Origin of the sequence: Geobacillus sp. FJAT-46040, from assembly GCF_002335725.1 — a bacterium.
GTDB lineage: Bacteria > Bacillota > Bacilli > Bacillales > Anoxybacillaceae > Geobacillus > Geobacillus thermoleovorans.
This window is the reverse complement of record NZ_NISS01000001.1, coordinates 2,727,402-2,750,015: the sequence shown is the minus strand read 5'-3', so window position 1 is coordinate 2,750,015 and position 22,614 is coordinate 2,727,402. Positions and strand designations below refer to the sequence as shown.

The 22,614-nt window shown below is 51.4% G+C and carries 19 protein-coding genes, 7 pseudogenes and 1 riboswitch; of the genes and pseudogenes, 19 read left to right on the top strand and 7 right to left on the bottom strand.

What is annotated here, in order from left to right; translation table 11 throughout:
- Window positions 1–53: 53 nt before the first annotated feature.
- Both CD000_RS14625 and CD000_RS14620 read right to left on the bottom strand, forming a co-directional pair.
- Window positions 54–980, bottom strand: coding sequence for an iron-hydroxamate ABC transporter substrate-binding protein (locus tag CD000_RS14625; protein WP_096225936.1), 927 nt, complete (start codon window positions 978–980; stop codon window positions 54–56).
- Window positions 977–1,777 (bottom strand): ABC transporter ATP-binding protein, encoded by an 801-nt coding sequence (locus tag CD000_RS14620; protein WP_049625082.1) that lies wholly within the window; start codon window positions 1,775–1,777, stop codon window positions 977–979. Before CD000_RS14620 ends, CD000_RS14625 begins: the two co-directional genes overlap by 4 nt.
- 117 nt (window positions 1,778–1,894) lie before the next feature.
- Between CD000_RS14620 and CD000_RS14615 the strand changes: the two are divergent.
- The 4 genes and pseudogenes from CD000_RS14615 to CD000_RS19285 form a co-directional block, all read left to right on the top strand.
- Window positions 1,895–2,218: pseudogene (locus CD000_RS14615) on the top strand (acyl-CoA dehydrogenase family protein); the annotation flags it as partial.
- A gap of 210 nt (window positions 2,219–2,428) precedes the next feature.
- Window positions 2,429–2,848 (top strand): annotated as a pseudogene (locus CD000_RS14610) (aldehyde dehydrogenase family protein); the annotation flags it as partial.
- Between the two features lie 16 nt (window positions 2,849–2,864).
- Window positions 2,865–3,371 (top strand): iron-containing alcohol dehydrogenase, encoded by a 507-nt coding sequence (locus CD000_RS19290; protein ID WP_233130466.1) that lies wholly within the window; start codon window positions 2,865–2,867, stop codon window positions 3,369–3,371.
- A gap of 10 nt (window positions 3,372–3,381) precedes the next feature.
- Window positions 3,382–4,077, top strand: a complete 696-nt coding sequence (locus CD000_RS19285) for a dehydroquinate synthase/iron-containing alcohol dehydrogenase family protein (RefSeq protein ID WP_233130465.1) — start codon at window positions 3,382–3,384, stop codon at window positions 4,075–4,077.
- Window positions 4,078–4,296: 219 nt separating this feature from the next.
- On the opposite strand, the gene CD000_RS14600 is transcribed toward CD000_RS19285, so the two are convergent.
- From CD000_RS14600 to CD000_RS14590, 3 genes are all read right to left on the bottom strand, one after another.
- Window positions 4,297–5,658 (bottom strand): IS4 family transposase, encoded by a 1,362-nt coding sequence (locus tag CD000_RS14600; RefSeq protein WP_096225935.1) that lies wholly within the window; start codon window positions 5,656–5,658, stop codon window positions 4,297–4,299.
- A 201-nt stretch (window positions 5,659–5,859) separates the two neighbouring features.
- The gene (locus tag CD000_RS14595) at window positions 5,860–7,410 is read right to left on the bottom strand and encodes an IS1182 family transposase (protein ID WP_198962485.1); all 1,551 of its coding nucleotides are present in this window, start codon (window positions 7,408–7,410) and stop codon (window positions 5,860–5,862) included.
- 148 nt (window positions 7,411–7,558) lie between these two features.
- Entirely contained in the window at window positions 7,559–7,960 is a 402-nt protein-coding gene (locus CD000_RS14590; protein ID WP_096225934.1) for a DoxX family protein, read from the bottom strand.
- Between the two features lie 141 nt (window positions 7,961–8,101).
- On the opposite strand from CD000_RS14590, the gene CD000_RS14585 reads away from it, so the two are divergent.
- The 3 genes from CD000_RS14585 to CD000_RS14575 all read left to right on the top strand — a co-directional run bounded on the left by CD000_RS14585 (window position 8,102) and on the right by CD000_RS14575 (window position 11,337).
- A complete protein-coding gene (locus CD000_RS14585) occupies window positions 8,102–8,821 on the top strand; it encodes a DsbA family oxidoreductase (protein ID WP_096226304.1) in 720 nt (239 codons plus the stop codon).
- Between the two features lie 323 nt (window positions 8,822–9,144).
- The gene (locus tag CD000_RS14580) at window positions 9,145–9,879 is read left to right on the top strand and encodes an N-acetylmuramoyl-L-alanine amidase family protein (protein WP_096225933.1); all 735 of its coding nucleotides are present in this window, start codon (window positions 9,145–9,147) and stop codon (window positions 9,877–9,879) included.
- A 129-nt stretch (window positions 9,880–10,008) separates the two neighbouring features.
- Window positions 10,009–11,337 carry a S8 family serine peptidase gene (locus tag CD000_RS14575; RefSeq protein WP_096225932.1) on the top strand — a complete coding sequence of 443 codons (1,329 nt, stop codon included), beginning with the start codon at window positions 10,009–10,011 and terminating at the stop codon, window positions 11,335–11,337.
- A gap of 18 nt (window positions 11,338–11,355) precedes the next feature.
- On the opposite strand, the gene ltaS is transcribed toward CD000_RS14575, so the two are convergent.
- Window positions 11,356–13,311 (bottom strand): lipoteichoic acid synthase, encoded by a 1,956-nt coding sequence (gene ltaS / locus CD000_RS14570; protein ID WP_096225931.1) that lies wholly within the window; start codon window positions 13,309–13,311, stop codon window positions 11,356–11,358.
- 449 nt (window positions 13,312–13,760) lie between these two features.
- On the opposite strand from ltaS, the gene CD000_RS14565 reads away from it, so the two are divergent.
- From CD000_RS14565 to CD000_RS14525, 10 genes and pseudogenes are all read left to right on the top strand, one after another.
- The gene (locus CD000_RS14565; protein WP_013522785.1) at window positions 13,761–15,098 is read left to right on the top strand and encodes a TrkH family potassium uptake protein; all 1,338 of its coding nucleotides are present in this window, start codon (window positions 13,761–13,763) and stop codon (window positions 15,096–15,098) included.
- A gap of 150 nt (window positions 15,099–15,248) precedes the next feature.
- Window positions 15,249–15,388: riboswitch (cyclic di-AMP (ydaO/yuaA leader) on the top strand.
- A gap of 68 nt (window positions 15,389–15,456) precedes the next feature.
- Window positions 15,457–15,639: pseudogene (locus tag CD000_RS14560) on the top strand (hypothetical protein); the annotation flags it as partial.
- 103 nt (window positions 15,640–15,742) lie between these two features.
- Complete coding sequence (locus tag CD000_RS14555) at window positions 15,743–16,003, top strand: manganese efflux pump (protein ID WP_233130464.1); 261 nt, start codon at window positions 15,743–15,745, stop codon at window positions 16,001–16,003.
- Between the two features lie 100 nt (window positions 16,004–16,103).
- Window positions 16,104–16,337: pseudogene (locus CD000_RS18255) on the top strand (transposase); the annotation flags it as partial.
- Between the two features lie 62 nt (window positions 16,338–16,399).
- Window positions 16,400–16,630 (top strand): annotated as a pseudogene (locus tag CD000_RS19695) (sporulation membrane protein YtaF); the annotation flags it as partial.
- Window positions 16,603–17,238: pseudogene (locus tag CD000_RS14540) on the top strand (sporulation protein); the annotation flags it as partial. The pseudogenes CD000_RS19695 and CD000_RS14540, both read left to right, overlap by 28 nt.
- Window positions 17,201–17,377 (top strand): hypothetical protein, encoded by a 177-nt coding sequence (locus CD000_RS18540; protein WP_156100176.1) that lies wholly within the window; start codon window positions 17,201–17,203, stop codon window positions 17,375–17,377. The pseudogene CD000_RS14540 and the gene CD000_RS18540, both read left to right, overlap by 38 nt.
- Entirely contained in the window at window positions 17,370–17,873 is a 504-nt protein-coding gene (locus CD000_RS14535) for a spore coat protein (protein ID WP_096225930.1), read from the top strand. The genes CD000_RS18540 and CD000_RS14535 overlap by 8 nt, the downstream gene beginning before the upstream one ends.
- A 153-nt stretch (window positions 17,874–18,026) precedes the next feature.
- A complete protein-coding gene (locus CD000_RS14530) occupies window positions 18,027–18,965 on the top strand; it encodes an ROK family protein (protein ID WP_096225929.1) in 939 nt (312 codons plus the stop codon).
- A gap of 183 nt (window positions 18,966–19,148) precedes the next feature.
- Window positions 19,149–19,970 (top strand): undecaprenyl-diphosphate phosphatase, encoded by an 822-nt coding sequence (locus CD000_RS14525; protein ID WP_096225928.1) that lies wholly within the window; start codon window positions 19,149–19,151, stop codon window positions 19,968–19,970.
- A 304-nt stretch (window positions 19,971–20,274) separates the two neighbouring features.
- Here CD000_RS14525 and CD000_RS14520 read toward each other — a convergent pair whose 3' ends face one another.
- A complete protein-coding gene (locus CD000_RS14520) occupies window positions 20,275–21,348 on the bottom strand; it encodes an undecaprenyldiphospho-muramoylpentapeptide beta-N-acetylglucosaminyltransferase (RefSeq protein ID WP_014194674.1) in 1,074 nt (357 codons plus the stop codon).
- Between the two features lie 77 nt (window positions 21,349–21,425).
- Here CD000_RS14520 and CD000_RS14515 point away from each other — a divergent pair.
- Window positions 21,426–21,995, top strand: a pseudogene (locus tag CD000_RS14515) (polysaccharide deacetylase family protein); the annotation flags it as partial.
- Between the two features lie 10 nt (window positions 21,996–22,005).
- The gene (locus tag CD000_RS14510) at window positions 22,006–22,602 is read left to right on the top strand and encodes a DedA family protein (protein WP_021322026.1); all 597 of its coding nucleotides are present in this window, start codon (window positions 22,006–22,008) and stop codon (window positions 22,600–22,602) included.
- Window positions 22,603–22,614: the final 12 nt, after the last annotated feature.

The following is a 22,614-nucleotide window of genomic DNA, read 5'->3' as shown; positions in this document are numbered from 1 at the left end:
TTGACACAAAGAAGGACGGGACATTCACTGCCCATGAACGCCCCGTCTCGTCGTTATTGGCCTAAAAAATGCTTTTTAAAGAAATCGAGCTGGTAGTCTAACGTAATCGGGTCGTTGAAATAAAATGCCTTCGCATCGGCGACAAACATATGGCCGTTTTTGACAGCAGGGATGTTTTTGAACGTGTTCGTTTCCATAAACGATGTGTCGCCGTCGTCGTTTTTGCTTAAGATGAGATAATCGCCGACAAACTGCGGGAGCGCCTCAAGGGAAACGGCATAGTAGCCCGGTTTGAGCGCCTTTTCTTCTACAGCTTTTGGCATTTTCAGCTTCATTTCTTGATACAAAATCTCAGTGCCGCGCGCCCAGTTGTTGCCGAACACATACAGCTGCTTATCAAAGTTTTCGACTACAGTGACGGTCGCGTTTTCGCCAATTTTGGCCCGGATTTCTTCCCCGGCTTGTTGCGCCCGTTGTTTGAAATCGTCGATCCACGCTTTCGCTTCTTTTTCTTTATTCAACAGTTTCCCGATTTCCAAAAACTGTGTCAAATAATCGACTTTGCCGTATGTAAAGGTGACGGTCGGCGCGATTTTGCTTAATTTGTGGACGTTTTTCGTATTGGATAATCCGATGATTAAGTCCGGTTTTAACGCCATAATTTTTTCAATGTCTTCATCGGTCACGACTTCGGCATCTTTCAGTTTTTCTTGAAAAAGCGGGCTCATTTTCGACCACGAATCCACGCCAACAACGGGGACGTCCAAGGCCAGCACATGTCCGGCAAACGTCGATAAGACGACGACGCGCTTCGGATTAGCCGGCACTTCCACCGGTCCGTTTTCCGATTGGTATGTAATCGTTTCTGTCTTTTTTTCTTTTGGTGAAGCGCTGTTGTTCTTTTGATCGTCCGCCGCGTTGCCGCATGCGCTTAGCACAAGCGCGAACATCAGCAATAATGCAAGCCATGTTTTCCTCATGATGAATAAGCCTCCTTGAGCAATTGATAAGTGAAGCAAATTGGTTTGTTCGTCCGCGGGTCGCGGCCGATGTCGGCGTCGATGCCGAACACGTCGCGGAGCACTTCGCGACAGATAACGTCTTCGCTCCGCCCGGACTTGATGATGGCTCCTGCTTTCATAGCGATGATATAGTCGGCAAAGCGGGCCGCCTGGTTGATGTCATGAAGCACCATGACGATCGTCCGCCCTTCTTCTTGGTTCAGCCGCTCAAGCAGCTCGAGCACCTCAAGCTGATGGGCGATGTCCAAATACGTCGTCGGTTCATCCAAAAAGATGATGTCGGTCTCTTGGGCGAGCGCCATGGCGATCCAGACGCGCTGCCGCTGCCCGCCCGAGAGCGCATCGACCGGCCGGTGCTTTAAGTCGGCCGTTTTGGTGACGTCAAGCGCCCAGTCAATCGCTTCATAATCCCGCTTTGTCAGCCGTCCGAATCCTTTTTGATACGGAAAGCGGCCGTACGAGACGAGCTCAGCGACCGTTAATCCGCTTGTCGCTTCCGGCGTCTGCGGCAAAATGGCCATTTTTTTCGCCAGCTCTTTCGTCGGTTGCTGGGAAATGGCTTGGCCGTCTAAAATGACCGCGCCCGATTGTGGGGAAATGATGCGCGTCAACGTCTTGAGCAGCGTCGACTTGCCGCACCCGTTCGGCCCGATAATGGCAGTGATTTGCCGATCGGGAATGCGGACGGACAATCGTTCAAAAATCGTCCGGTCGTCATAGCGGACGGTGAGCTCCTCGGCATACAAGCGAACCATGCGGCCACCTCCTTCCGGATCAAGAAAATGAGAATCAATATCAATATTACAATATTATTATAGCGCATCCAATGAAAAACACAATGATTTTTTGAAAATGGGAATCAATTTTATATAGCGATCCAGCATATGCTGGCGGAAATGAGCATGTTGATCGAAGTGCTGCGTTCGACCGTCTACCGCGTCGCCTGGATGGTCGACCAAAAGATGCGCGTCGTCAAAGAAGCGGCCATCGCCAAGCTGTTCGGTTCGGAAGTGTACAACAAAATCGCTGACATGGCCGTGCAAATCCACGGCGGCCTCGGCTACATGAAAGACTACCCGATCGAACGTTACTTCCGCGATGCCCGCATTACGAAAATTTACGAAGGTACCTCGGAAATCCAGCGCAACATCATTGCGAGCGAACTGCGGAAAGAATACGGAAAAGTGCGGGCATGACCGGAGTAGGTGCTGTCCTAACGAGGTGCTGGCTTTCAAGAGGAGTGCGAGAGATTGAATAACAAATCAGCTCGATGCGGATATACGGCCGTGGCAGAGGAGGTCTCGATGCTGTTGTGACCCCCCTCTGTTTTTTTTTAGCGTTATTGTCGGAAAATGTCATTCGCTTTTTGTTGACGAAAGAAAGGGAAGGTTGCTAGAATGAGGGATTTTGTCGCGCCGACGATTTTTTCGAATGTCACGAATGACATGAAAATCGCTCAAGAAGAGATTTTCGGTCCAGTGTTGTCGATCATCCGCTATCATGACGTGGAAGAAGCGGTGGCGATGGCCAACGACACGATCTACGGGCTTGCGGCCGGCGTCTGGACGCGAGACGTCAACAAGGCGTACGCCATCGCCGGGCGCCTGCAGGCTGGCGTCGTCTGGATCAATGACTGGCATATGCTTCGCAATGACGCGCCGTTTGGCGGCTACAAACAAAGCGGCATCGGGCGCGAGATGGGCAAATATTCACTTGATGCTTACACGCAGCTGAAGCATGTGCACACATCAATGGTGCCGGAGCTTGGGAAACGGAAATGGTATCAAGTGCTGTTTTCTCGCCTGCACACCATGATGAAAAAGTAAAGGGGGATGAAGGAACATGACGACGTTAGCGAACTTTTGGCTGCGCACGGCAATTTACACCGGGTCGAACACCCGAGCGCTCGTGCCGGATTTGTTTCGCGGGCTGGGCGCTAAACGGGTGCTATTGCTTTCTGACCGTGGGCTCGAGCAAGCTGGGGTTGTCGAAAAAGTAGCGAGCCTCTTTGACTTGACGACGCATGGAGTCGGACCAGAGCTTGTCGGCATCTTTTTGGATATCCGCCAGGATGCGGAAAGTGAATGCGTCAATGAAGCGGTGCGCTATGCGCGCGAAGTCGGGGCCGACGCCTTGTTGGCGGTCGGCGGCGGCAGCGTGCTCGATACGGCCAAAGGGGTGAAATACGCCCTGTTTAAAGGGTTGCGTGATATTAAAGAGGCGATTCCAGGCGGGCTGCGGTACGAGTCGTTCCCGCAAGCGCAATTCATGCCGATCCCGCACATCGCCATCCCGACGACGGCCGGCACGGGGTCGGAAGTATCGCCGATCGCAGTCATTTATAATTGAAGAGCTGCGCTTGAAAACGAACATCATCAATCCGTTTATCAACGCTGATGTGGCCGTTTTGGATCCGGATTTAACGGTAGGGCTTCCCCCGAAGGTGACGGCGTTTACCGGCATGGACGCGCTCACCCATGCCATTGAAGCGCCCGCCTCGCCGATGGCGACCGCGCTCACCGATGCATGCGCCTTGCAGGCGATCCGTTTGATTCGTGACTACTTGCCGGAGGCGGTTCGTGACGGCGGGGACATCCGCGCCCGCTTGGAGATGCTGCATGCGAGCTTGCTTGGCATCACCGCGTTCAGCTTTGCGTTAAACGCCATTCCGGTGCACAATTTCGCCCATGCGTACGGAGCGATGTTTCGCATTCCACATGGCTTGGCGAACGCCGTCTTTTTGCCAGTCGTGATGGAAGCGATTCCGGAATTGTATTTGCCGAAAGCGAAGCTGTTGGCTCAAGCGCTTGGCATTTATGATCACGGTCAAGGCAATGAAGCGCTGTTGGTAAAGTCCATTGAGCGAATTCGCCAATTGCGCGATGACATCGGGCTGCCGGCTGATTTTGCCGACTATCCGATGACGGAAGAACAATTCGCGGCGACGATTCCAGCGGTGGCATCTGACCCGGCTGCAGTCAGTTTCCCGATGCCGCCGGAGTTGATTCGGGCCATCGGCGAGCGCGTCGTCAAGCTGACAGTGGAAAAAGGATGAAGCAGTGTACCGACAAGCAAGGACAAGGTTTGTCCAGCCTTATTAAGCAAGAAAAGGGGGCTGACCCCATAGCCATCAAGTGAAGCCTTGGAGCGAGTAGCTCCAAGGCTTCACTTTTCATCTTTGGAGGCTGTGACCGTGAGAATATATAAAGATAGGCATGCCAAATACACCTTCCCTATAGAAGGTTTTTTTCATGGTATATGAGGCGGGAATTTCTTATGACACCGGCATGATGACCAAACTCTCGATAATGTCTAAAGCGCTCTTTTTTGTATAACGCCTTGATTTTTTTCCGTGTTGAGCGATGATGTCACACAGTTTTAAAAGGAGTTGGACAACTAACTCCTCAGAACACCATAAGGCTTGAAAGAAATCCATACCGAACTCCTTGATCATACTCATCGCCTTATATTCGCTCAATTCCTTTTTCTGTTTTCGATAGGGCCATTCCCGCATTTTAAACATGACAGTGGAGCTGATCAATAAGGCAATCAACGTTCCATACAGGTGGCACTGAAAGCGAGCCCCTTTCATCGGTTTGAATCGATGAATGTGAAACAGGGATTTCCATGTCTTAAATACCACTTCAATTTGCCAGCGAAGAGAATACAGCGTATGAATTTCGTGCAAAGAGGTATAAATCGCTGGAATATTGGTGATATATACATATATTGAGTGGGGGCGTCGCGTCACGTACGCGGCCCCTTTTCGTTTCGCCTTCTGTTTCCATTGCCCTTCCTTCTGTCGCTCCTGTTCTTCGGTCAGCCGATACACAATGAGCCGCGGTTGATGAACTTTCTTTCCACTGACATACGCATGTTCCAGTTCCATGGTTTCTCCGGGTTGTAACACCGCAAGGAAATCCTCTGGTTCCCATTTTCGAAATCGGTCTCCTTCTTTTTGGTAAATCCCTACATTGTGTTTGAGCCGGGAAATATAAAAGGCTCCGGCGTCATGAATGGCTTGCAATCCCTCAAGCGAAAAATAGCCTAAGTCTTTCAAACAAAGGTCTCCCTCTTGGATGGTCGATAGAAGGGACGCTCCGTAGGCGGCGTCGTGATGACGGGCATCTTCGACATCCGCATGGAGAAACTTCCCTTCTAGCCATTCATATTCTAGCTGAATTTTCACCCCAGGCCCCGTACATCCCTCGTAAATCCCCCGGATTTCAGGAGGCAGTTGAAACGACGTGGAATCGAGAATGCGAATCCGGCGAAACAGCGAATGTCTTTGACATAAGTGACGGGCTTCCTGAGTCTGATGAATGAGCAGTTTTTCAAACACCGCTTTGAGGAAACTCACCGCTTTTTCATTAAACCGTTGATTGAGCCCTTCCGCACTCAGAAAGGTGTTTTGCTTGAGAGCTAGAGCACTGCAAAGCTGCACCAATGATTTTTGACCGCCTCCTTCCTGGAGAAATGTGCAAAGTGCCACAAAATCATGGGCGCGTAATTTCCCCTTTCGTTGAATAAATTGATGATCTCGGGCCATATGTTCAAGTTCTTCGCACGATAACACGCTTCTTAATCCGTCTAAAAAACAATGCCATTCTTCTCGGAGAGACAAGGACGTCTTCAAAAAAACCACCCTTTCTAAGACATTATGAGGTCTTCAAAAGGATGGTCAAATCAGGCATATATTTATTCCTGTTTTCTTAACTTGATGGCTATGGGGCTGACCCAAAAGTCCGCCAAAAAGCGGACTTTTGGAGTCAGCCCTCTCTGGTTTTTGTATATTTTACCAAACGGAACAAAATTCCGACTCTGTTCTCCCCCTCATTTACGCCACCAAGGACAATTGCTTGTCCCTAGCGGCTTTTTTGAGAAGATTGTGGGCAGCACAAACCAGCCCCCATTCGATGGAAACTTTTTGGAGGCCTCGCAGGACAAAGCGACGAAACCCGCGATTTTGTTTGATTTGCCCAAATGCACTCTCAATGTCGGTTTGGCGTTGGCGGTATCGGGCTTGCCCTTCTTCACTCTCCAACCGTTCGCGGGCTTTCTGTTTTTGTTCATGATAGACGGGGTTCCATTGCGTGGTTCGTCCATACTTGGAAGTCGTGCAGGCCGAACGGAACGGACATCCTTCGCATTCATGGCATTGGTAGTGTCGGGTGACCGAGGTGTATCCTGATTCCGTGGTCTGTTTCGAAGTTCCGGTGCGAACCAGCTTTTTCCCATTGGCGCAAATCCAAACGTCTTCTTCTTCCACATAGGTCCAATTCTGCTGATGATGCGGATTTTTCTTGACCTTGCGCGTGTTCTCCTTCTCATACGTATGGTACTTGATCAAGGCCGATATGTGCTTCTCTTCCAGCTTCACGTAGTTCTCTTCCGAGCCATAAGCCGCGTCAGCGATCAAACGTTCGGGTTCCACGCCGTACTTCTCTCGAACGGTCTCCAAATGCGGGAGAAGACAACGAGTGTCGCCCGGCCTCTGATGAAGGGAATACCCCAAAATAAATTGGCCGGAAGAACCCACCTGTACGTTATAGGCCGGCTTGAGCTGGCCGTTTCGCATGTGATCCTCCTTCAACCGCATGAAGGTGGCATCCACATCGGTCTTGGAATAGCTGTTGCGATCCCCGCATACATGGAGTTGGTGTTCATACTTTTCACTGCGGGGCAAGTAGTCCTCCTTCATCTTCTTGATGGCCTTCTTCAACGGTTGGTTGTCCGGCTCGGCCTCCAACCGTTTTTCCCACTCCTCGGTTTTCTTTCGGATTTCTTCTGACGTAAAGGCCGGCGAAGGGTCGATGTCTTCCGCCTTTTCTTCTTCCACGATCGCCTCGATCTGGGCAATCAGCCGATCGACATTGGCTTGGAGTTTCTCCTGGTACTTCTCAGCCGATTTGCGCCAAACGAAGGTGTACCGGTTGGCATTCGCTTCAATTTTCGTTCCATCCACAAAATAATCTTCCATCTTGACATAGCCGTCGGCCACGAGCAGCGTGATCATTTCCCGGAACAGGTCGTCAATCAGGTCTTTCATCCGCTCCGAACGAAACCGATTGATGGAGCGGAAGTCCGGCTTTTGAAATCCACTTAGCCACATGAGGGGAAGGTGGACTTCGAGCTGCCGTGCAATCTCACGGCCATGATACATTTTTTGGGTGTAAGCGTAAAGGAGGATTTTGGTCATCATTTTCGGATGATAGGCGGAGGCGCCCCCTCCTTTGTAGTAAGCAAGAAACGTCTCCATCGGGATGCGTTCAACCATCTCATGAACCACGTGGGCCATGTTATCCCGTGGAATGAGATCGGCGATGTTGCTTGGCAAAGAGAGGTTGTCCATGGTATACTCTTTAAAGGAAATATGATCATGTTTCATAAAAGAATCGCCCTTCTTTCGGTGGTAGTGGTTTTGGTGACTCTATTCTACCAGAAAAAAGGGCGATTCTTCTATATTTGAGGCAAAAAAGTGGGGGCTGATCCCAAAACGCATTCGCGTTTTGGGTCAGCCCCGTTTTTGTGCCGACTTAGCCCCGCGGCCGCCCGATGACCGTGTCCAACGACCAAAGCCGGCTGCCGTTCAGCCACAAATATACGGACATAGCGAGCAAGGCGAGATTGAATTCATAGCCCGTTTCCCGGCCGTTGCCGAGCAAACCGGCGTCGGCTTTCGCCGCGGCGATGGCCCCGACCATGATGACGGCAAATGCCGCGGCGATCGGGCGTGTGCCAAGGCCAAGCATCATCGCCCAGCCCCCAGCAAGCTCTATGATCGTCACGATGTAGGCGAGCCAGCCGGGAAGGCCCATAGCAACAAACGAATCCGTTGCCGCCTCAAGCCCCCGTTGCCATTTCACCCACCCATGGGCGAAAAAGATGAATCCGGTGACAATCCGCAATAGAAAGGCGCCTAGTTCGTGAGAATGCATCGGTTTTTGTCCTCCTTGTCCCAACAGCATGGTAGTACAATGTATGCGGGCGGGTCCGTCCCCATGCCTTTCGTTAGCCATTCGACCGGCAATGGGCTACAATGGAGGGGAAGCGCGTCAAAAGTAGAGGAGGATATGGCCGTGAAAATTGAAGTATGGTCCGATTTTGTCTGCCCGTTTTGCTATATCGGCAAACGTCGCTTGGAACAGGCGCTTGAACAGTTTCCGCACCGAGAAGATGTTGAGGTTGTATTTCGCAGCTTTGAATTGGATCCGAATGCGAAAAAAGAGACGCCATTGACGATTCACGAAATCATTGCTAACAAATACGGCATTTCAATCGAGGAAGCGAAGCGGGCCAATGCCGATATCGGCAGGCAGGCGGAAGCGGTCGGATTGACATTCCGCTTTGAGACGATGAAGCCGACGAATACGTTTGATGCTCATCGCTTGGCGCAATACGCGAAGGAAAAAGGGAAGCTTGATGATGTCGTCGAACGGCTGTTTTTCGCGTATTTCACCGAATCAAAGCGAATCAGCGACCGCACTGTGCTCCTTGACATCGCGGAAGCGGCCGGGCTTGATCGAAGCGAGGCGGAAGCGGTGCTTCATGGCGGCCGCTACACAGAGCAAGTGCGGGAAGACGAGGCAGAAGCGGCCCAGCTCGGTGTCCGCGGCGTGCCGTTTTTCGTGCTGAATGGGAAGTATGCCCTTTCCGGGGCTCAGCCGGTCGATGTGTTCCGGCGGGCACTAGAAAAAGTGTGGGAGGAGGAACGGCAAGATTCACCGTTGCGGCCGCTCGCTGACGAAGGCGGGACATGCACAGACGGGAACTGCTCGATCGACGAATCCGTCCGTTAAGCAAACGAACAACCGGCTAGGATCCGCTAGCCGGTTTTTTTTCGTAAAAGAAGGTTAGCCGCGCTTCACAAACAGCGGCAAGTCCGTATGCCCCATCCGCGGAAGCAGACGAACAGCCCTTTTGGAACTAATTTCCTCACCCTCTTATACCATAAATGAACAGATCGCTGATATTCAATAGTTCAAGTGATGTGATTCAGATGTTTGTCCTGTCACCTTTTCGAGTCCGATGCTTATCTTATTAAATAAGGGGAAGTATAAGGTGCTGTTTTTCGTATTGCCATAAGTAAAACGTGAGGACGAAAGAAGGGAAGAACGCAAGCATGCCGAAAATTTTCATCGACCCCGGCCATGGGGGAACAGACACCGGCGCGGTCGGCAACGGGTTGTTGGAAAAAGACATTACGTTGTTTATCGCTCTCGAAATCAATCGTCTGCTGCAAAATGAGTATGAAGGAGTTTCCGTGCAGTTGAGCCGGACAAAAGATGAAACGGTGCCGCTTGATGAGCGGACGGACCGGGCCAACCGCTGGGGAGCCGATCTATACGTTTCGATCCACGTGAATGCGGGCGGTGGCACGGGATACGAAGATTACATTTACCACGAGCTGTCGGAAAATTCCCGAACGGCCCGCATTCGCGATGTGCTGCATGAAGAAGTGATTCGGGCGACGCGATTCCGTGACCGCGGAAAAAAGAAAGCGAATTTTCATGTGCTAAGGGAGACAACGATGCCTGCGGTGTTGACGGAGAACGGGTTTATCGATAATGAGGAAGACGTAAAAAAATTGGCGGACACCGAATTTTTGCGGACGATTGCCCGCGGTCATGTCAACGGATTAGAACGGGCGCTCGGATTGCGGAAGAAAGCGAGTGCTCCGAACAATCCTCCTCCTAGGGATCCGGACGGGGGTGCACCAAACACCGGACGTTTAACGCGCGTCATCGTTGATGGCACGCAAGTTGGTGCCTTTGTCGAACCGGAAAACGTGCTGCGCCAAGTGGAGCATTATTTAGGAAGAGCGAAGCGGATTGTGCTTGAGCAAGTCGAGGAATGACGGGAACGCTTGCCTAGTTTTCAGCTAGGCGAGCGTTTTTTCGTTCGTTCGTCCTAGTGGAAAGGCCGCCTCCTCCTTTGTCCAGCCGTCATATGAGTATAGCGAGAAACAAAGGAAGGGGGAAAAGACATGTTTGGCTATTCAATAGTGCAGTTAGCCCGCCGGCACGCGGGGCGGCTGGACCGTCCTCTCCGCCATGCGCTTGTCAATATGTACAAGCCGATGACACGCATGCCGTGCATTTTTCACCGCTGGATCGAGCGCTGGCTGCGGAAATGGCGGACGCTTTCCGTCTTGATTGAAGTCGAAAATGCTGAAGGGATGGAGGCAGTGGCCAAGGCGGAACGCGATCATTTCCGTATGAAAGTACGCCACCATTTTCGCCATGTTCCCTTCTACAGCGCACGGGTGACGCCGGCGGCGCTTGAGCAACTGCTTGAACATCCAAAAGTGAAGAAAGTGTATTTTAACCGTACGGTGAAAGCGTTATTAAACAACGCAGTGCCGTCGGCCAATGCGAAACGCGTGGCGGTCAACGGGACGGAGTTGAGTGGAAAGGGAGTGACGATCGCTATTGTCGACAAGGGGATTTACCCGCACCCGGACTTGGAGGGGAGGATTGCTGCCTTTGTAGATTTCGTCAATGGGCGTACGACGCCATATGATGACAACGGACACGGTACGCACTGCGCCGGCGATGCCGCTGGGAACGGGCGCATGTCCGATGGGCTGTATGCTGGACCGGCGTACGAGGCAAACCTTATCGGCGTTAAGGTGCTCGACCGCTCGGGAAGCGGGACGTTAGAAACCATTATGCGCGGTATCGAATGGTGCATCGATTACAACAAGAAAAACCCGGCCAAGCGGATTCATATTATTTCTTTGTCGCTTGGCGGGGAGCCGCAGCCGTTCCCGGCCGAAAACGATGATCCGCTCGTGCAAGTCGCTGAACGGGCATGGGAAAACGGCATCGTCGTCTGTGCGGCGGCAGGGAATGAAGGGCCGAATTATGGGACGATTTCAAGCCCCGGCATTAGCGACCGCATCATTACCGTCGGTGCTCTTGACGATCATGATACGGCGACAACGCGCGCCGACGATGATGTGGCGTCGTTTTCAAGCCGAGGGCCGACGGAGTACGGGGTGACAAAACCGGATCTCGTCGTCCCAGGGGTCAACATTATTTCGCTTCGCGCCCCGCGTTCATTTCTTGACAAGATGAATAAGCAAAGCCGGGTCGGTGACCATTATATATCGATGTCCGGCATGTCGATGGCGACGCCGATTTGCGCCGGCATTGTCGCGTTGATGCTTCAGGCCAAACCAAATGCAACGCCGGATGAAATCAAGCGGGCGTTAAAAGACGGCGCCGATTTGTGGAAAGGGCGAGACCCGAACGTATATGGAGCAGGTTACGTGAATGGGAAACGGGCCATTGAGCAACTGCTGCAGCGCTAGAAAAAAAGAGGGAGGCGATCATTGATCGCTTCCCTCTTCACGGTTATTGTAATCATATTTTGACGGATCGACCGGCTTGAAGCCTTTCGGTGTATAGAACCGGAGCAAATCGCCATAGACGACTTTATCCGATAGGTCAAGCTTCGTACGGACGATTTGTTCGAGACGTTGAATCTCCGGCGTTTCTTCAAGCGGCTCGCCCGTTTTCGTATCATAGTACTTGCCGTTGACCGCTGTCACGGTTGGCGTTACGAAGTCACCGTTGCGGAACGGGATGATTTCTTGATGGTCCGGCGACAACAAGTCCGTTCCGAAGTGGACGTAATTTTTCGTGTCGATGCCAAGCAAATGCAGCAAAGTCGGCAACAAGTCGATTTGGCCGCCGAATTCATGAATGACGCCGCCTTTTATGCCTGGGACATGGATGAACAGCGGCACTCGTTGTAACTGGGCGTGTTCATACGGCGTGATTTCCTTGCCTAAAATTTGCGACATGGCCTTGTTGTGATTTTCCGAAATGCCATAATGGTCGCCGTACAAAATAATGACCGAGCGGTCGTACAGACCGGATTTTTTCAAGTAATCAAAGAACTCTTTGATGGCCTCATCCAAGTAGCGGGCCGTTTGGAAGTAACGGTCGACCGTTCCGTCTCCCGTCGTTGCCGGCGGGATTGTGGCATCTTCCTCGCTGATCGGGTACGGGAAGTGGTTCGACAGTGTAATAAATTTCACATAGAACGGCTCTTTCAACGTTTCCAACAGCGGGATCGACTCCCGGAAGAACGGTTTGTCTTTCAACCCGTAGTTCAAGACGTCCTCGTCGTTCATATCATAGTAGCTGGCGTCAAAGAAATGATCGAACCCGAACGATTTGTAAATTTCATCGCGGTTCCAGAACGATTTGTAGTTGCCGTGGAAAACCGCGCTAGTGTAACCGTATTGGCGCAAAATGGCAGGAGCCGCATGGTACGTATTTTGCCCTTTCGTCGTGAAGACGGCCCCTTGCGGCAGGCCATAGAGCGAGTTTTCGAGCATAAACTCTGCGTCCGATGTTTTCCCTTGACCCGTTTGATGGAAGAAGTTATCGAAATAGAATGTGTTCGGATCGCGGGTGAGCGAGTTTAAGAATGGGGTGACCTCCTCCCCGTGCAATTTGTAGTGAATAACAAAGTTTTGCAGCGACTCCAAGTGAATGTAAATCACATTTTTTCCTTTCGCCACACCGAAATATTTCGGGTTCGGCTCAGCATACGTCGCCTGCACATGGTTCAATACGGTCGTGATGTCGCTTTTGTTCGCGAACGCCCGTTGTGTCGACGATTTCATGCTTTGGATCGTGTCATAGATCAAGTAGTTGTATATCCCTAAATATTTGACGATATAGTTGCGGTCAAACGTTCTAGTCAACAGCTGCGGGCGGTCGGCTTCCGCGAGCGCCAAGTTGACGCTGAACATTAAAATGGCCGAAGCAAAAATAACGCCTTTTTTGACGCGACCGGCCCGCACCGGTGGAAGCGGGAACCGTTTCGAGAACACGATCACTGCCAAAATGATCGTGTCCAAGAAATAAAGCGGGTCATACCATCTGAGCAATTCCAAAATGCTGCCGCCGAGATCGCCAAAGTTTTTCGTTTGCGCCAACGTCGGCAATGTAATAAAATCGCTGAAAAAGCGATAATAGACGATATTGGCGTATAAAATGAACGACAAAATGAAATTAATAGTAACGAGCCGCCTATATACCCGTGTTTCTCTGCCCAATAGGGCTAAGCCAAAGAAAAACACCGCCGAGCTGATCGGGTTGATGAACAATAAAAACTCCTGCATGGAGTTGCTGATGCCAAGGTTAAATTCCGCTAAATAGGCGGCGTACGTCTTCAACCAAAATAAGAGCACGGCAAAAATAAAAAAGCCAATGTATTGGTTAGGGAGAGAACGACATTTTTTCAACCATTTTTCCCAAATTGCCTTCACGTCCTCTTCTCCTCCTTTGCCTCGTATTCTTAACGATGCTTCTATGTTTATATCAACAGCCGTTGCCCACAGCAACAAACGTTTTATTCTTACATGATTTTACATCGGAACGTCTCCATGTCAAGTAGCATAATACGTCTTTTGCCAAAAGTCAATGGAATGTTTTTATAGGACTGGCGCAAGCCCCCTTCCGCGCTTCAATGCCTGTGTGGTCCCAGTCGGACTGCCATTTGCCATTCATATAGACGAACGGAGACGGAAAAGGTTTCAATGCATCCACATTCTTGAAGTCGGTGGCCATGCCCTTTATCCATTTTATTATGCAGAAAGAATGTTATGATGAAAATGGTTTAGAGTACCCGAACAAGCTTGTTTTTGGTATATTTTTTCTATGGATCATCCACAACTATAAAGAGGCGATTATGTGAGCGAGGGGAAGGGATGGGGCTTTGAATGCGAACCGTAAATTTTTCGATCCGCCGAAAGTATTAGTGTCCGGCTTTGCCTTGATTATTTTGGTTGGAGCTTTCTTGTTGATGCTGCCGACGGCGACCGTTGACGGAAAAGGACTTCCGTTTTTAGACGCCTTGTTTACGGCGACATCTGCTACGTGCGTGACCGGACTTGTTGTGGTTGATACGGGGACGACGTTCACGTTGTTCGGCCAGCTGGTCATTTTAGCGCTGATCCAAGTGGGCGGGCTTGGATTTATGACATTTGCTACGTTGTTTGCCTTTTTGCTCGGCAAGCGGATTTCCTTGAAAGAGCGGTTGTTGCTGCAAGAGGCGCTCAATCAGCTGAGCATCGAAGGGATTGTTCGGCTCGTGAAACGCATTCTCGTTTTTACCGTCGTCATTGAGGGCATCGGCGGATTGCTGTTGGCGATTCGTTTCTCGTTCGATATGCCGTTTTGGAAAGCCGTGTACTTTGGGTTCTTTCATGCGATTTCCAACTTTAACAACGCCGGCTTTGACTTGATGGGCGAGTTTCGCAGTTTGACCGGCTATGTGGAAGATCCGGTCGTGAGCCTTGTCGTGCCGATTTTAATTATACTGGGCGGCATCGGATTTATTGTCATGAATGAAGTGTATGAGTACCGGCAAACACGGCGGCTGTCTCTTCATACGAAGGTGGTGGTCATCACGACGGCATGGCTGGTGTTTGCCAGCATGGCGCTGATATTGCTGCTGGAGTGGAACAATCCGAAGACGATGGGGCCGCTGTCGCTCTCAGGCAAGTTTTTGTCCGCGTTTTACCAAGCGGTCACTCCGAGAACGGCGGGCTCGAATACGCTTAACATCCCGGATTTGACGCAACCGACGCTGTTTTTGATCGTTTTTCTCATGTTTGTCGGCGCTTCCCCAGGTTCGACGGGCGGAGGAATCAAAACAACGACATTTACGACCTTGCTCGGCGCGGTTTGGTCGCAAATCCGCGGGAAGGAAGACGTCATTTTGTTCCGAAAACGAATCGTCTACGATACGGTATACAAGTCGCTGACCGTGACGATGAGCGGATTGTTTGTCGTCATGCTTGTGACGATGGTGTTGACGATTACCGAAAAGGGAAAAGACTTTTTCATGATTTTATTCGAAGCGACATCGGCGTTTGGGACTGTTGGACTATCGATGGGATTAACCCCTGAATTGTCTCCGCTTGGAAAAGCGATCATTATTTTCACGATGTTTGCCGGCCGCGTAGGCCCGTTGACGATCGCTTATGCGGTCACGCTGCGCCGTCAGCCCGATCCGTTCCGCTATCCGAAAGGGAAAATGATGATTGGATGAGTGAAAAACAGAAAAATGTCGGGAGCGTGAGCGAAGGGAAAATAATAAAGAAAAAATAAGCCCAAAAGCCCAGAAACTCGCTGTTTTCCTCCTTTTTCAAGGTTGGCGGAGGGACAAGCAAAGGGGTAAGATATGGAAGCAAGAACAACTTGATACGATGCGCTGAATCCGTCATGGAGCGGGGGACCCACTTGTTGCAACGCTCGTTGCTAGGGGTGAATCCGAAAGGACGGGCATCTCTCCAAGCCCGAACCCGACAGCTAACCTCGCAAGCGCTTTGGGGAGGGACGAGTATGGTTTTGAACCAAACGTAGCCGTTGAGCGCGTCCTCAGCGGTTTTTTCTTTTTGAATCAACTCGACATCACGAAAGCGGAAAAAGAAGCAGACCGCGCGCCGGTGACAGTGCTCTTGCCGCAATTTATCGTGAAAAAATGGTGGCATACATTTTTGCATAACCAAACCGCCATCATCTTGCGCTTTTTCTTGATCATGAAAAAAGATGTGGTCATTGCGACATTGCCGTATCATTTGCGGGAATAATGTCGAGAAAAGGGGAAACATTTCCCCGGAAATCGATGCGTGTCGAATGGCAAGAAAGTCCCCTCTCCGTACGGAATTGCATATCGTACGGCAGGGGGGGCATATGTGGTTATGGGTGTCCATGATTTTGCTCGCTTTCAGCGTGAGCATGGACAGCTTGAGCGTAGGCATTACGTATGGAATGGGTGGTGTCCGTTTTTCCTGCTTTTCGTTGGCGCTTATTGCATGCATGTCTGGAATGATGGTGTTTGTGTCCATGAACATCGGCCGTCTGTTGGCGCTTGTTTTGCCATTGCAAGTTGAGAGAGGGCTTGCTTCAGTCATTCTCATGGCGCTTGGCGGTTGGGCGATTTATCTTAATTAGGCGAGAAGACTCCCACTTCAACGAAGCGAAGCGGAGTAAGTGGGAGATGAATCGCCTTAACTATATTTTGCTGAAAACAGGATAGATTCAGTAAAATATAGACGGCAGATCATTCATCATTGATGGGCGGAGATTAAAAAGTATAAATCAATGGTTTAACAAAGAAAATGCCAGACTTCAAAGCATAAAAGATAAGCAAAAAATCAAAGGCACCACTCGTAAACAGGATGTCAATGGCGCATTAAACATCTTAAAGAAAAGTAAAGCTGTAGACCTGAGTGTCTTATGCTCTAGCGGCGAAGTGGACACGCCTCAAAGAATAAGGATTGCTTGAAGCAGTCAAACTTCTTTGGAAGCCCCCACTTCAAATTTTCGCTAGAAAATTAAGTGGGGGTAGTTCACAACGTCTATAAACCAAAGGGAGACGGAAGCGATTCCTCTATGGAATGTGATGGAACAGGGGAGGCTAACCGTTTCAGCGGCGCTGTTCAAGTATTGAAACGGCCTGAACTTGGGGATCTTGATCGTTCAGGCACGATCAGCCAAAAAGAAGCGTTGTTGATCGGGATCGCTTTGTCGATGGATTCATTTGGCGCCGGGGTCAGGATGCATATGACCAAGACGCCATTCACATTTTGCCGCCGACGGCCTTGGAGCAAGTGTTTTCCGCTTTGGCCGCCCTGGGATTCCGGGAGAAAGCGACATCCGGAAGCATTACGCCGCATGGCCAGGAATTTGCGTTCTTCCCGACGAGCGAATTTCAAGGGATCGTCCAAGAAGTCGAGTTTTTTGCCCTTGTCGAGGGAGAAGGGGTGCGTTTGTATATGGAGATCGACGTCCGCCACGGCTTTGGCGGGGAACGCGAAATGAAACGGGAGCTGTTGATCACTCATGAACAGCTTCGCGATTCGGCGACGGCAGCCCGTCTGCTTCGAGAAGCCATTGAAGAGGCGGTGCGGGCGGCCGGGGCGTTCGGCCAGCTGAGCGGGCATCCATTGGCAACGCCGCATTCGCCAATCTATAGCCATCCAGTAGGCCATTATCCACCCGTCCATCATTCGCATCATGGCGGACACGGGTGGGCTGGTGCCATTGGTGGGTTTGCGGCCGGGATGCTGGCGGGAATGGTGGCGGAAGAGTTGCTTGACGATGTGATCGATGATGTCGCTGACGGGTCGGACGTGGATGATTGGTTTGATGGCGGCGATGGATTTGATGGGGGAGATTGGCTGTAATGATGATATGGAAGGTGCTTCGCATTTCGCGAAGCGCTTTTTTGCTGATGCGGATGTCTTGTACAACGGTGACCGTTTCTCCTTAGTGGGCATATACAATAAATGGAAAAATAAAACAAGGAGGAAACAAAATGAATGATACGTACGGTCATCGCCATTTGGCTTGGCATGAAACGTTGGAGTTGCATGAACTGATCGCTTTTCAAGCAAACGGGCTCATAAAAATGAAAAAGGCGGTCGGCAAAATCGACTGTCCTGAATTAAAAGGATTGTACCTTGAGACGATTCGAGGGCTGGAAACGAACTTGCGCGAGCTGCTTGCCTTCATCCCGGCGGCACCGATGATGGAAGAAAGCCGCGTCCATGATGATGGCGACCGGGCCTTGCACGCTGGCGATTTGCTTGGCTTTTCAAAAACGGCAGTGCGCAATTATGCTGCTGCCATTACCGAGACGGCGACGCCGGTGCTGCGCAAAACGTTTGTCAAACATCTGCTCAAAGCCATTGACACGCACGAAAAAGCGTTCAACTATATGTATGAACGCAGTTATTATCCAGCGTACGATCTTGTCCAGCTCCTTCACAACGACGTCCGCAACGCGCAAAAAGCGTTGTCGATGGGATATGAACGATAACAGAAACGAGCCGCTCCCGCCAAGTGGAGCGGCCTCTTTCATTGCGGCGGGGAGGAGCGGATGGACCGACGGCGAATACATAAAAGCGGAGAAACAGCTAAGCCTAATGGAGCTAGAAGAGAGGAAAGATCATAAACGAAGGAGGCGTCATCGGTGCGTTACTATATCGTTTTTGATATTGGCGGCACATATGTCAAACATGCCGTCATGAACGAGCATGGCGACTTTTTCGAAAAGGGGCGTTACCGTTCGGAGCGGCATGACTTTCATCAATTTCGCGATGACTTGCTTAACGCCGTCCGCCAGGCGCAGGCGAACTATGAACTTTCCGGCATCGCGATCAGTTCCGCAGGAAGCGTTGACAGCGATCTTGGCATCATCGGCGGAAGCAGCGCATTGCCGTGCATTCACGGCCCAAACTTTAAAGAAGTATTCGGCGGAGCGACGGGCCTGCCGGTGGAACTGGAAAATGACGCGAACTGCGCAGCGCTCGGTGAATTATGGAAAGGAGCGGGGCGGCACTGCCGCGACATCGCCTTTGTCATTGTCGGCACCGGCATTGGCGGGGCGATCGTGAAAGACGGACGCATCCATAAAGGGGCGCATTTGCACGGCGGGGAATTTGGCTATATGTTGATGGATGTCCGCTATGGGAACGGAAGGATCGAATGCAAAACATGGAGCGAACTGGCGGCGACAAGTGCGCTGATCCGGATGGCGGCTGAGGAAAAGGGGATGCCGGAGAGGGAGCTGGACGGAGAAAAAGTATTTGAGTTGGCCGAGAGAGGCGATGAAGCCGCGCAAAAGGCCATTGACCGGTTTTATTTTTCATTGGCCCAAGGGATTTTTAACTTGCAGTACGCATACGACCCGGAAAAAATCATTTTGGGCGGGGCCATTAGCAGCCGCCCCGATTTCGTCGACGAAATCAACAAGCGGCTTTCGGTGTTATTGTCGCTCGTTCCAATTGCCAAAGTCCAGCCAGTGGTGGAGACGTGCCAATTCAAAAACGATGCGAACTTGCTCGGCGCTTTGTATCATTACTTAGAGCGGCGCGGGGAGTTAGGGGAAGCGTCCGGCCCGTCCCATTGACTAGCAACAGGAAGTCGATGATTCTGTCTCGAAAACAAGGTCGCTGCCTAGAAAAAGCGCGGGTAGTACAAGACAAAGATTTGTAGTACAATAGAGCAGGCGCGGCCAAAAGCGGAGTGTTATTCCACCCGCTTGGCCCATATGTATAGAAAGGACGACCCCGCGCAGAAAGGATGGAAGGACATGCACTGGATGGAATTATGGAAGGCGATCATTTTAGGGATGGTCGAAGGGCTGACCGAGTTCGCCCCTGTTTCCTCGACCGGCCATATGATTATTGTCGACGATCTTTGGCTGAAATCCACAGAGTTTTTAGGCAAGTACGCGGCGAATACATTTAAAGTCGTCATTCAGCTCGGCTCGATTTTAGCCGCTGTGGTCGTGTTTAAAGACCGATTTCTCGACTTGCTTGGCGTTCGCGGCCGCCATCCGGGCGGACATCCGCGCCTTAACCTCATTCACGTCATCATTGGCCTGCTGCCGGCTGGGGTGCTCGGCGTCTTGTTTGAAGATTACATCGATGAACATTTGTTTTCGACAAAAACGGTGCTGATCGGCCTTGTGCTCGGCGCGTTGTTGATGATCGCCGCCGACAAATTCGCCAAAAAAGCCGCGCGGACGCAGACGGTCGACCAAATTACGTACAAGCAGGCGTTTTTTGTTGGTTTGATACAATGTTTATCCTTGTGGCCCGGCTTTTCCCGCTCCGGCTCGACGATCTCTGGCGGGGTGCTTGTCGGCATGAGCCATCGCGCCGCCGCCGATTTCACGTTCATTATGGCTGTTCCGATCATGGCTGGGGCGAGCGGGCTGTCGCTGTTGAAAAACTGGCAATATGTCACCGCCGCCGATATCCCGTTTTTCATCGCCGGTTTTTTTAGCGCCTTTGTCTTCGCCTTGCTCGCGATCCGCTTTTTCCTTGAGCTCATCAACCGCATCCGCCTCGTGCCGTTTGCGGTGTATCGGATCGTGCTGGCCGTTGTCATTTATTTCTTATACTTCTAGTCGTGCCGCCTGGCGGGGTTGTTCCGCCGGGCAGTTTTCTGGTTGGGGGGAAGGAAATGGAAAGAGAAAAAATTTTGAATAAAAATAACCCGTAGTGCTAGCTGAGTGCTAAGACTGAGCCAGCATCACAATTCCAGTACAACATCATGAAGATATCGATCTCTTGTGCGACCATGTGTTCCGTATCAACCGTTATCGGCTTGAGCCGGTGTAAAGGAGAGAAGGCTCGTTGTGTGGTGATGAAAACAAAACGAGGCGATGCCGAAAAACGGCCGTGGTTGGCCGCATCGGGCATCGCCTGTTTTTACAAACGGGCGGTGTCTTGAATGATTGCGAGCAGCGTTTGCAGCGGATCGCTCGCGCCGGCTTTCTCCATGTTTTTTTGGTAGCGGTCTTTGTTTTCATATAGGCGGTGAATGGCGGCTTGCAGCGATTCGTTCGTTAAATCCTCTTCCATCAGCACTTCCGCATAGCCTGCTTTTTCAAACGAACGAGCGTTTGCAATTTGGTCGCCGCGGCTTGCCGCTTTCGAGAGCGGGATGAGCAGCATCGGCTTGCGCAAGGAGAGCAGTTCGAAAATGGCGTTCGCCCCGGCGCGGGAGACGACGATGTCGGCCAAGGCGAGTAAGTGGGGCAGCTCTTCATTGACGTATTCGAACTGTTTGTATCCTTTTTGGCCTGCGAGGCTTGGGTCGATGTTTCCTTTGCCGCAAATGTGGATGATGTCAAATTCGGCAAGAAGCGTCGATAGGTTGGCGCGCAAGGCGTCGTTAATTTTTTTCGAGCCTAAGCTGCCGCCCATCGCCAGCAAGACCGGTTTTTTTCCGTCGAACTGGCACATCTTCCTCCCTTGTTCGGCGTTGCCATCCTTCAACTCTTCGCGGACGACGGCGCCGACGTAGACGGCTTTATCGGCATTGACGTATTGCTTCGTTTCCGGGAAGGTGAGGCAGATTTTTGTCGCAAACGGCATAGCGATTTTGTTCGCAAGCCCCGGGGTTAAGTCAGATTCATGGATCACCGACGGCACACCGTTCAGCCAAGCGCCGAGAATGACGGGAACGGAGACGAATCCGCCTTTTGAGAAGACGACGTCCGGTTTTTCTTTTTGGATCAGGCGGTACGCCTGCCAAACGCCTTTCAGCACGTTGAATGGATCTTTAAAGTTTTTCCAGTCAAAATAGCGGCGCAGTTTTCCGGTCGAAACCGAATAGTACGGGACGCCGTCGATGCGGCCGATAATCTCCCGTTCAATCCCTTGATGAGATCCGATGTAAACGATATCCCATCCCAGCTTTTTCAATTTCGGGATGAGGGCGACGTTGACCATCACGTGGCCGGCTGTGCCGCCGCCGGTTAAGATGATTTTTTTTCGCAATGTGGATCACCTGTCTTTTTTTAATCGCTCGTGTATCGTTATGTATTATAGCAGATTCCACCTAGCTTCGGGAGGAAACCAAAAAGTTGCTTGATTTATTAAAGAAATATGGCGTGAAGGCGACGTTTTTCGTTGTCGGCCGCAAAGTCGAGCGCTATCCGGATATTGTGCGGCGGATGGCCGAAGAAGGCCATGAAATTGGGATTCATAATTACCGCCACATCAGCAATTGGCTGTTGCCGCCGCTTTGGTTGGATTGGGGGGTGCGCCGCGCCGCTGCGGCGATTGAGCGGGCGACGGGCCAACGCCCGGTGTATTACCGCCCGCCGTGGGGGCATTTTAACGCTTGGACGCCGATCGTGCAAAAGCGGTATACAACGGTGTTATGGTCGCATATTCTTGGCGATTGGAACGAAAAAATTGGTACAATGGAATTGTTCCGCCGCTTGCGTTCGTCCATACGCGGCGGGGCGGTGATTGTGCTTCATGACAATGGGGATGCGTTAGGTGCTGACAAACGCGCGCCAGAGCAAATGTTGTCAGCGCTCGAGCTGCTGTTTAAGGATGAAGCAGCGAAAAAGATGCGTTGGGTGACGATTACGGAACTGAGAAATGTGCAAACTAATACACAAATCTCGGCGATGTAGCGGGGGAGCTATGGATACAAGCGTATGGTTGCCGTATGTCCAGTCATATGGATATGTGATGCTGTTTTTATTTTTGTTTTGCGGCATTGTCGGCATTCCGGCGCCGGAGGAAAGCTTGCTCTTTTTGGTCGGCGTGATGGTTGCCAAGGAGCAGTTGCTGCTTGGACCGTCGCTCGCTTCATGCTGGGGCGGAGCGATGACGGGCATGGTGGCGGCCTATGGCGCCGGCCGGTGGTGGGGGGCGCCGTTTGTGCAAAAGTACGGCAAGTGCGTCGGAATTACGGCTGAACGTTGGGAGCGGGCTCGCCGCTGGTTTGGCCGCTATGGCAAATGGGGGATTTTGTTCGGCTGCTATGCTCCCGGGGTGCGGCAAATTTGCCCGTATATGGCGGGAGTGAGCCGGTTTCCGTTCGGGCCGTTTTTGTTGCTGTCGGCGCTTGGAACAGCAGGTTGGGCCGTTCCGTTGACCGCGGCGGGGCTTTGGCTCGGCCAGCGCATCCATATCCCCCTGATTTCTTTTCCGCTTGCCGGTTTGGCGTTGTTTTTGCTTTTTTTGCTTGCGGCATGGGTTGGGCAGCGGAGGCGCAAAAAATCTTTCGAAAGCTAAAGGGTGCGATCG

What these genes read in the sequence shown, in the direction of transcription:
- CD000_RS14525 (WP_096225928.1), top strand. Translation starts at nt 19,149, where the DNA reads ATGCACTGGATGGAATTATGGAAGGCGATCATTTTAGGGATGGTCGAA.
- CD000_RS14555 (WP_233130464.1), top strand. Translation starts at nt 15,743, where the DNA reads ATGTGGTTATGGGTGTCCATGATTTTGCTCGCTTTCAGCGTGAGCATG.
- CD000_RS14535 (WP_096225930.1), top strand. Translation starts at nt 17,370, where the DNA reads ATGAATGATACGTACGGTCATCGCCATTTGGCTTGGCATGAAACGTTG.
- CD000_RS14625 (WP_096225936.1), bottom strand. Translation starts at nt 980, where the DNA reads ATGAGGAAAACATGGCTTGCATTATTGCTGATGTTCGCGCTTGTGCTA.
- CD000_RS14620 (WP_049625082.1), bottom strand. Translation starts at nt 1,777, where the DNA reads ATGGTTCGCTTGTATGCCGAGGAGCTCACCGTCCGCTATGACGACCGG.
- CD000_RS14580 (WP_096225933.1), top strand. Translation starts at nt 9,145, where the DNA reads ATGCCGAAAATTTTCATCGACCCCGGCCATGGGGGAACAGACACCGGC.
- CD000_RS14575 (WP_096225932.1), top strand. Translation starts at nt 10,009, where the DNA reads ATGTTTGGCTATTCAATAGTGCAGTTAGCCCGCCGGCACGCGGGGCGG.
- CD000_RS14590 (WP_096225934.1), bottom strand. Translation starts at nt 7,960, where the DNA reads ATGCATTCTCACGAACTAGGCGCCTTTCTATTGCGGATTGTCACCGGA.
- CD000_RS18540 (WP_156100176.1), top strand. Translation starts at nt 17,201, where the DNA reads ATGGCGGCGATGGATTTGATGGGGGAGATTGGCTGTAATGATGATATG.
- CD000_RS14510 (WP_021322026.1), top strand. Translation starts at nt 22,006, where the DNA reads ATGGATACAAGCGTATGGTTGCCGTATGTCCAGTCATATGGATATGTG.
- CD000_RS14595 (WP_198962485.1), bottom strand. Translation starts at nt 7,410, where the DNA reads ATGAAACATGATCATATTTCCTTTAAAGAGTATACCATGGACAACCTC.
- CD000_RS19290 (WP_233130466.1), top strand. Translation starts at nt 2,865, where the DNA reads ATGACGACGTTAGCGAACTTTTGGCTGCGCACGGCAATTTACACCGGG.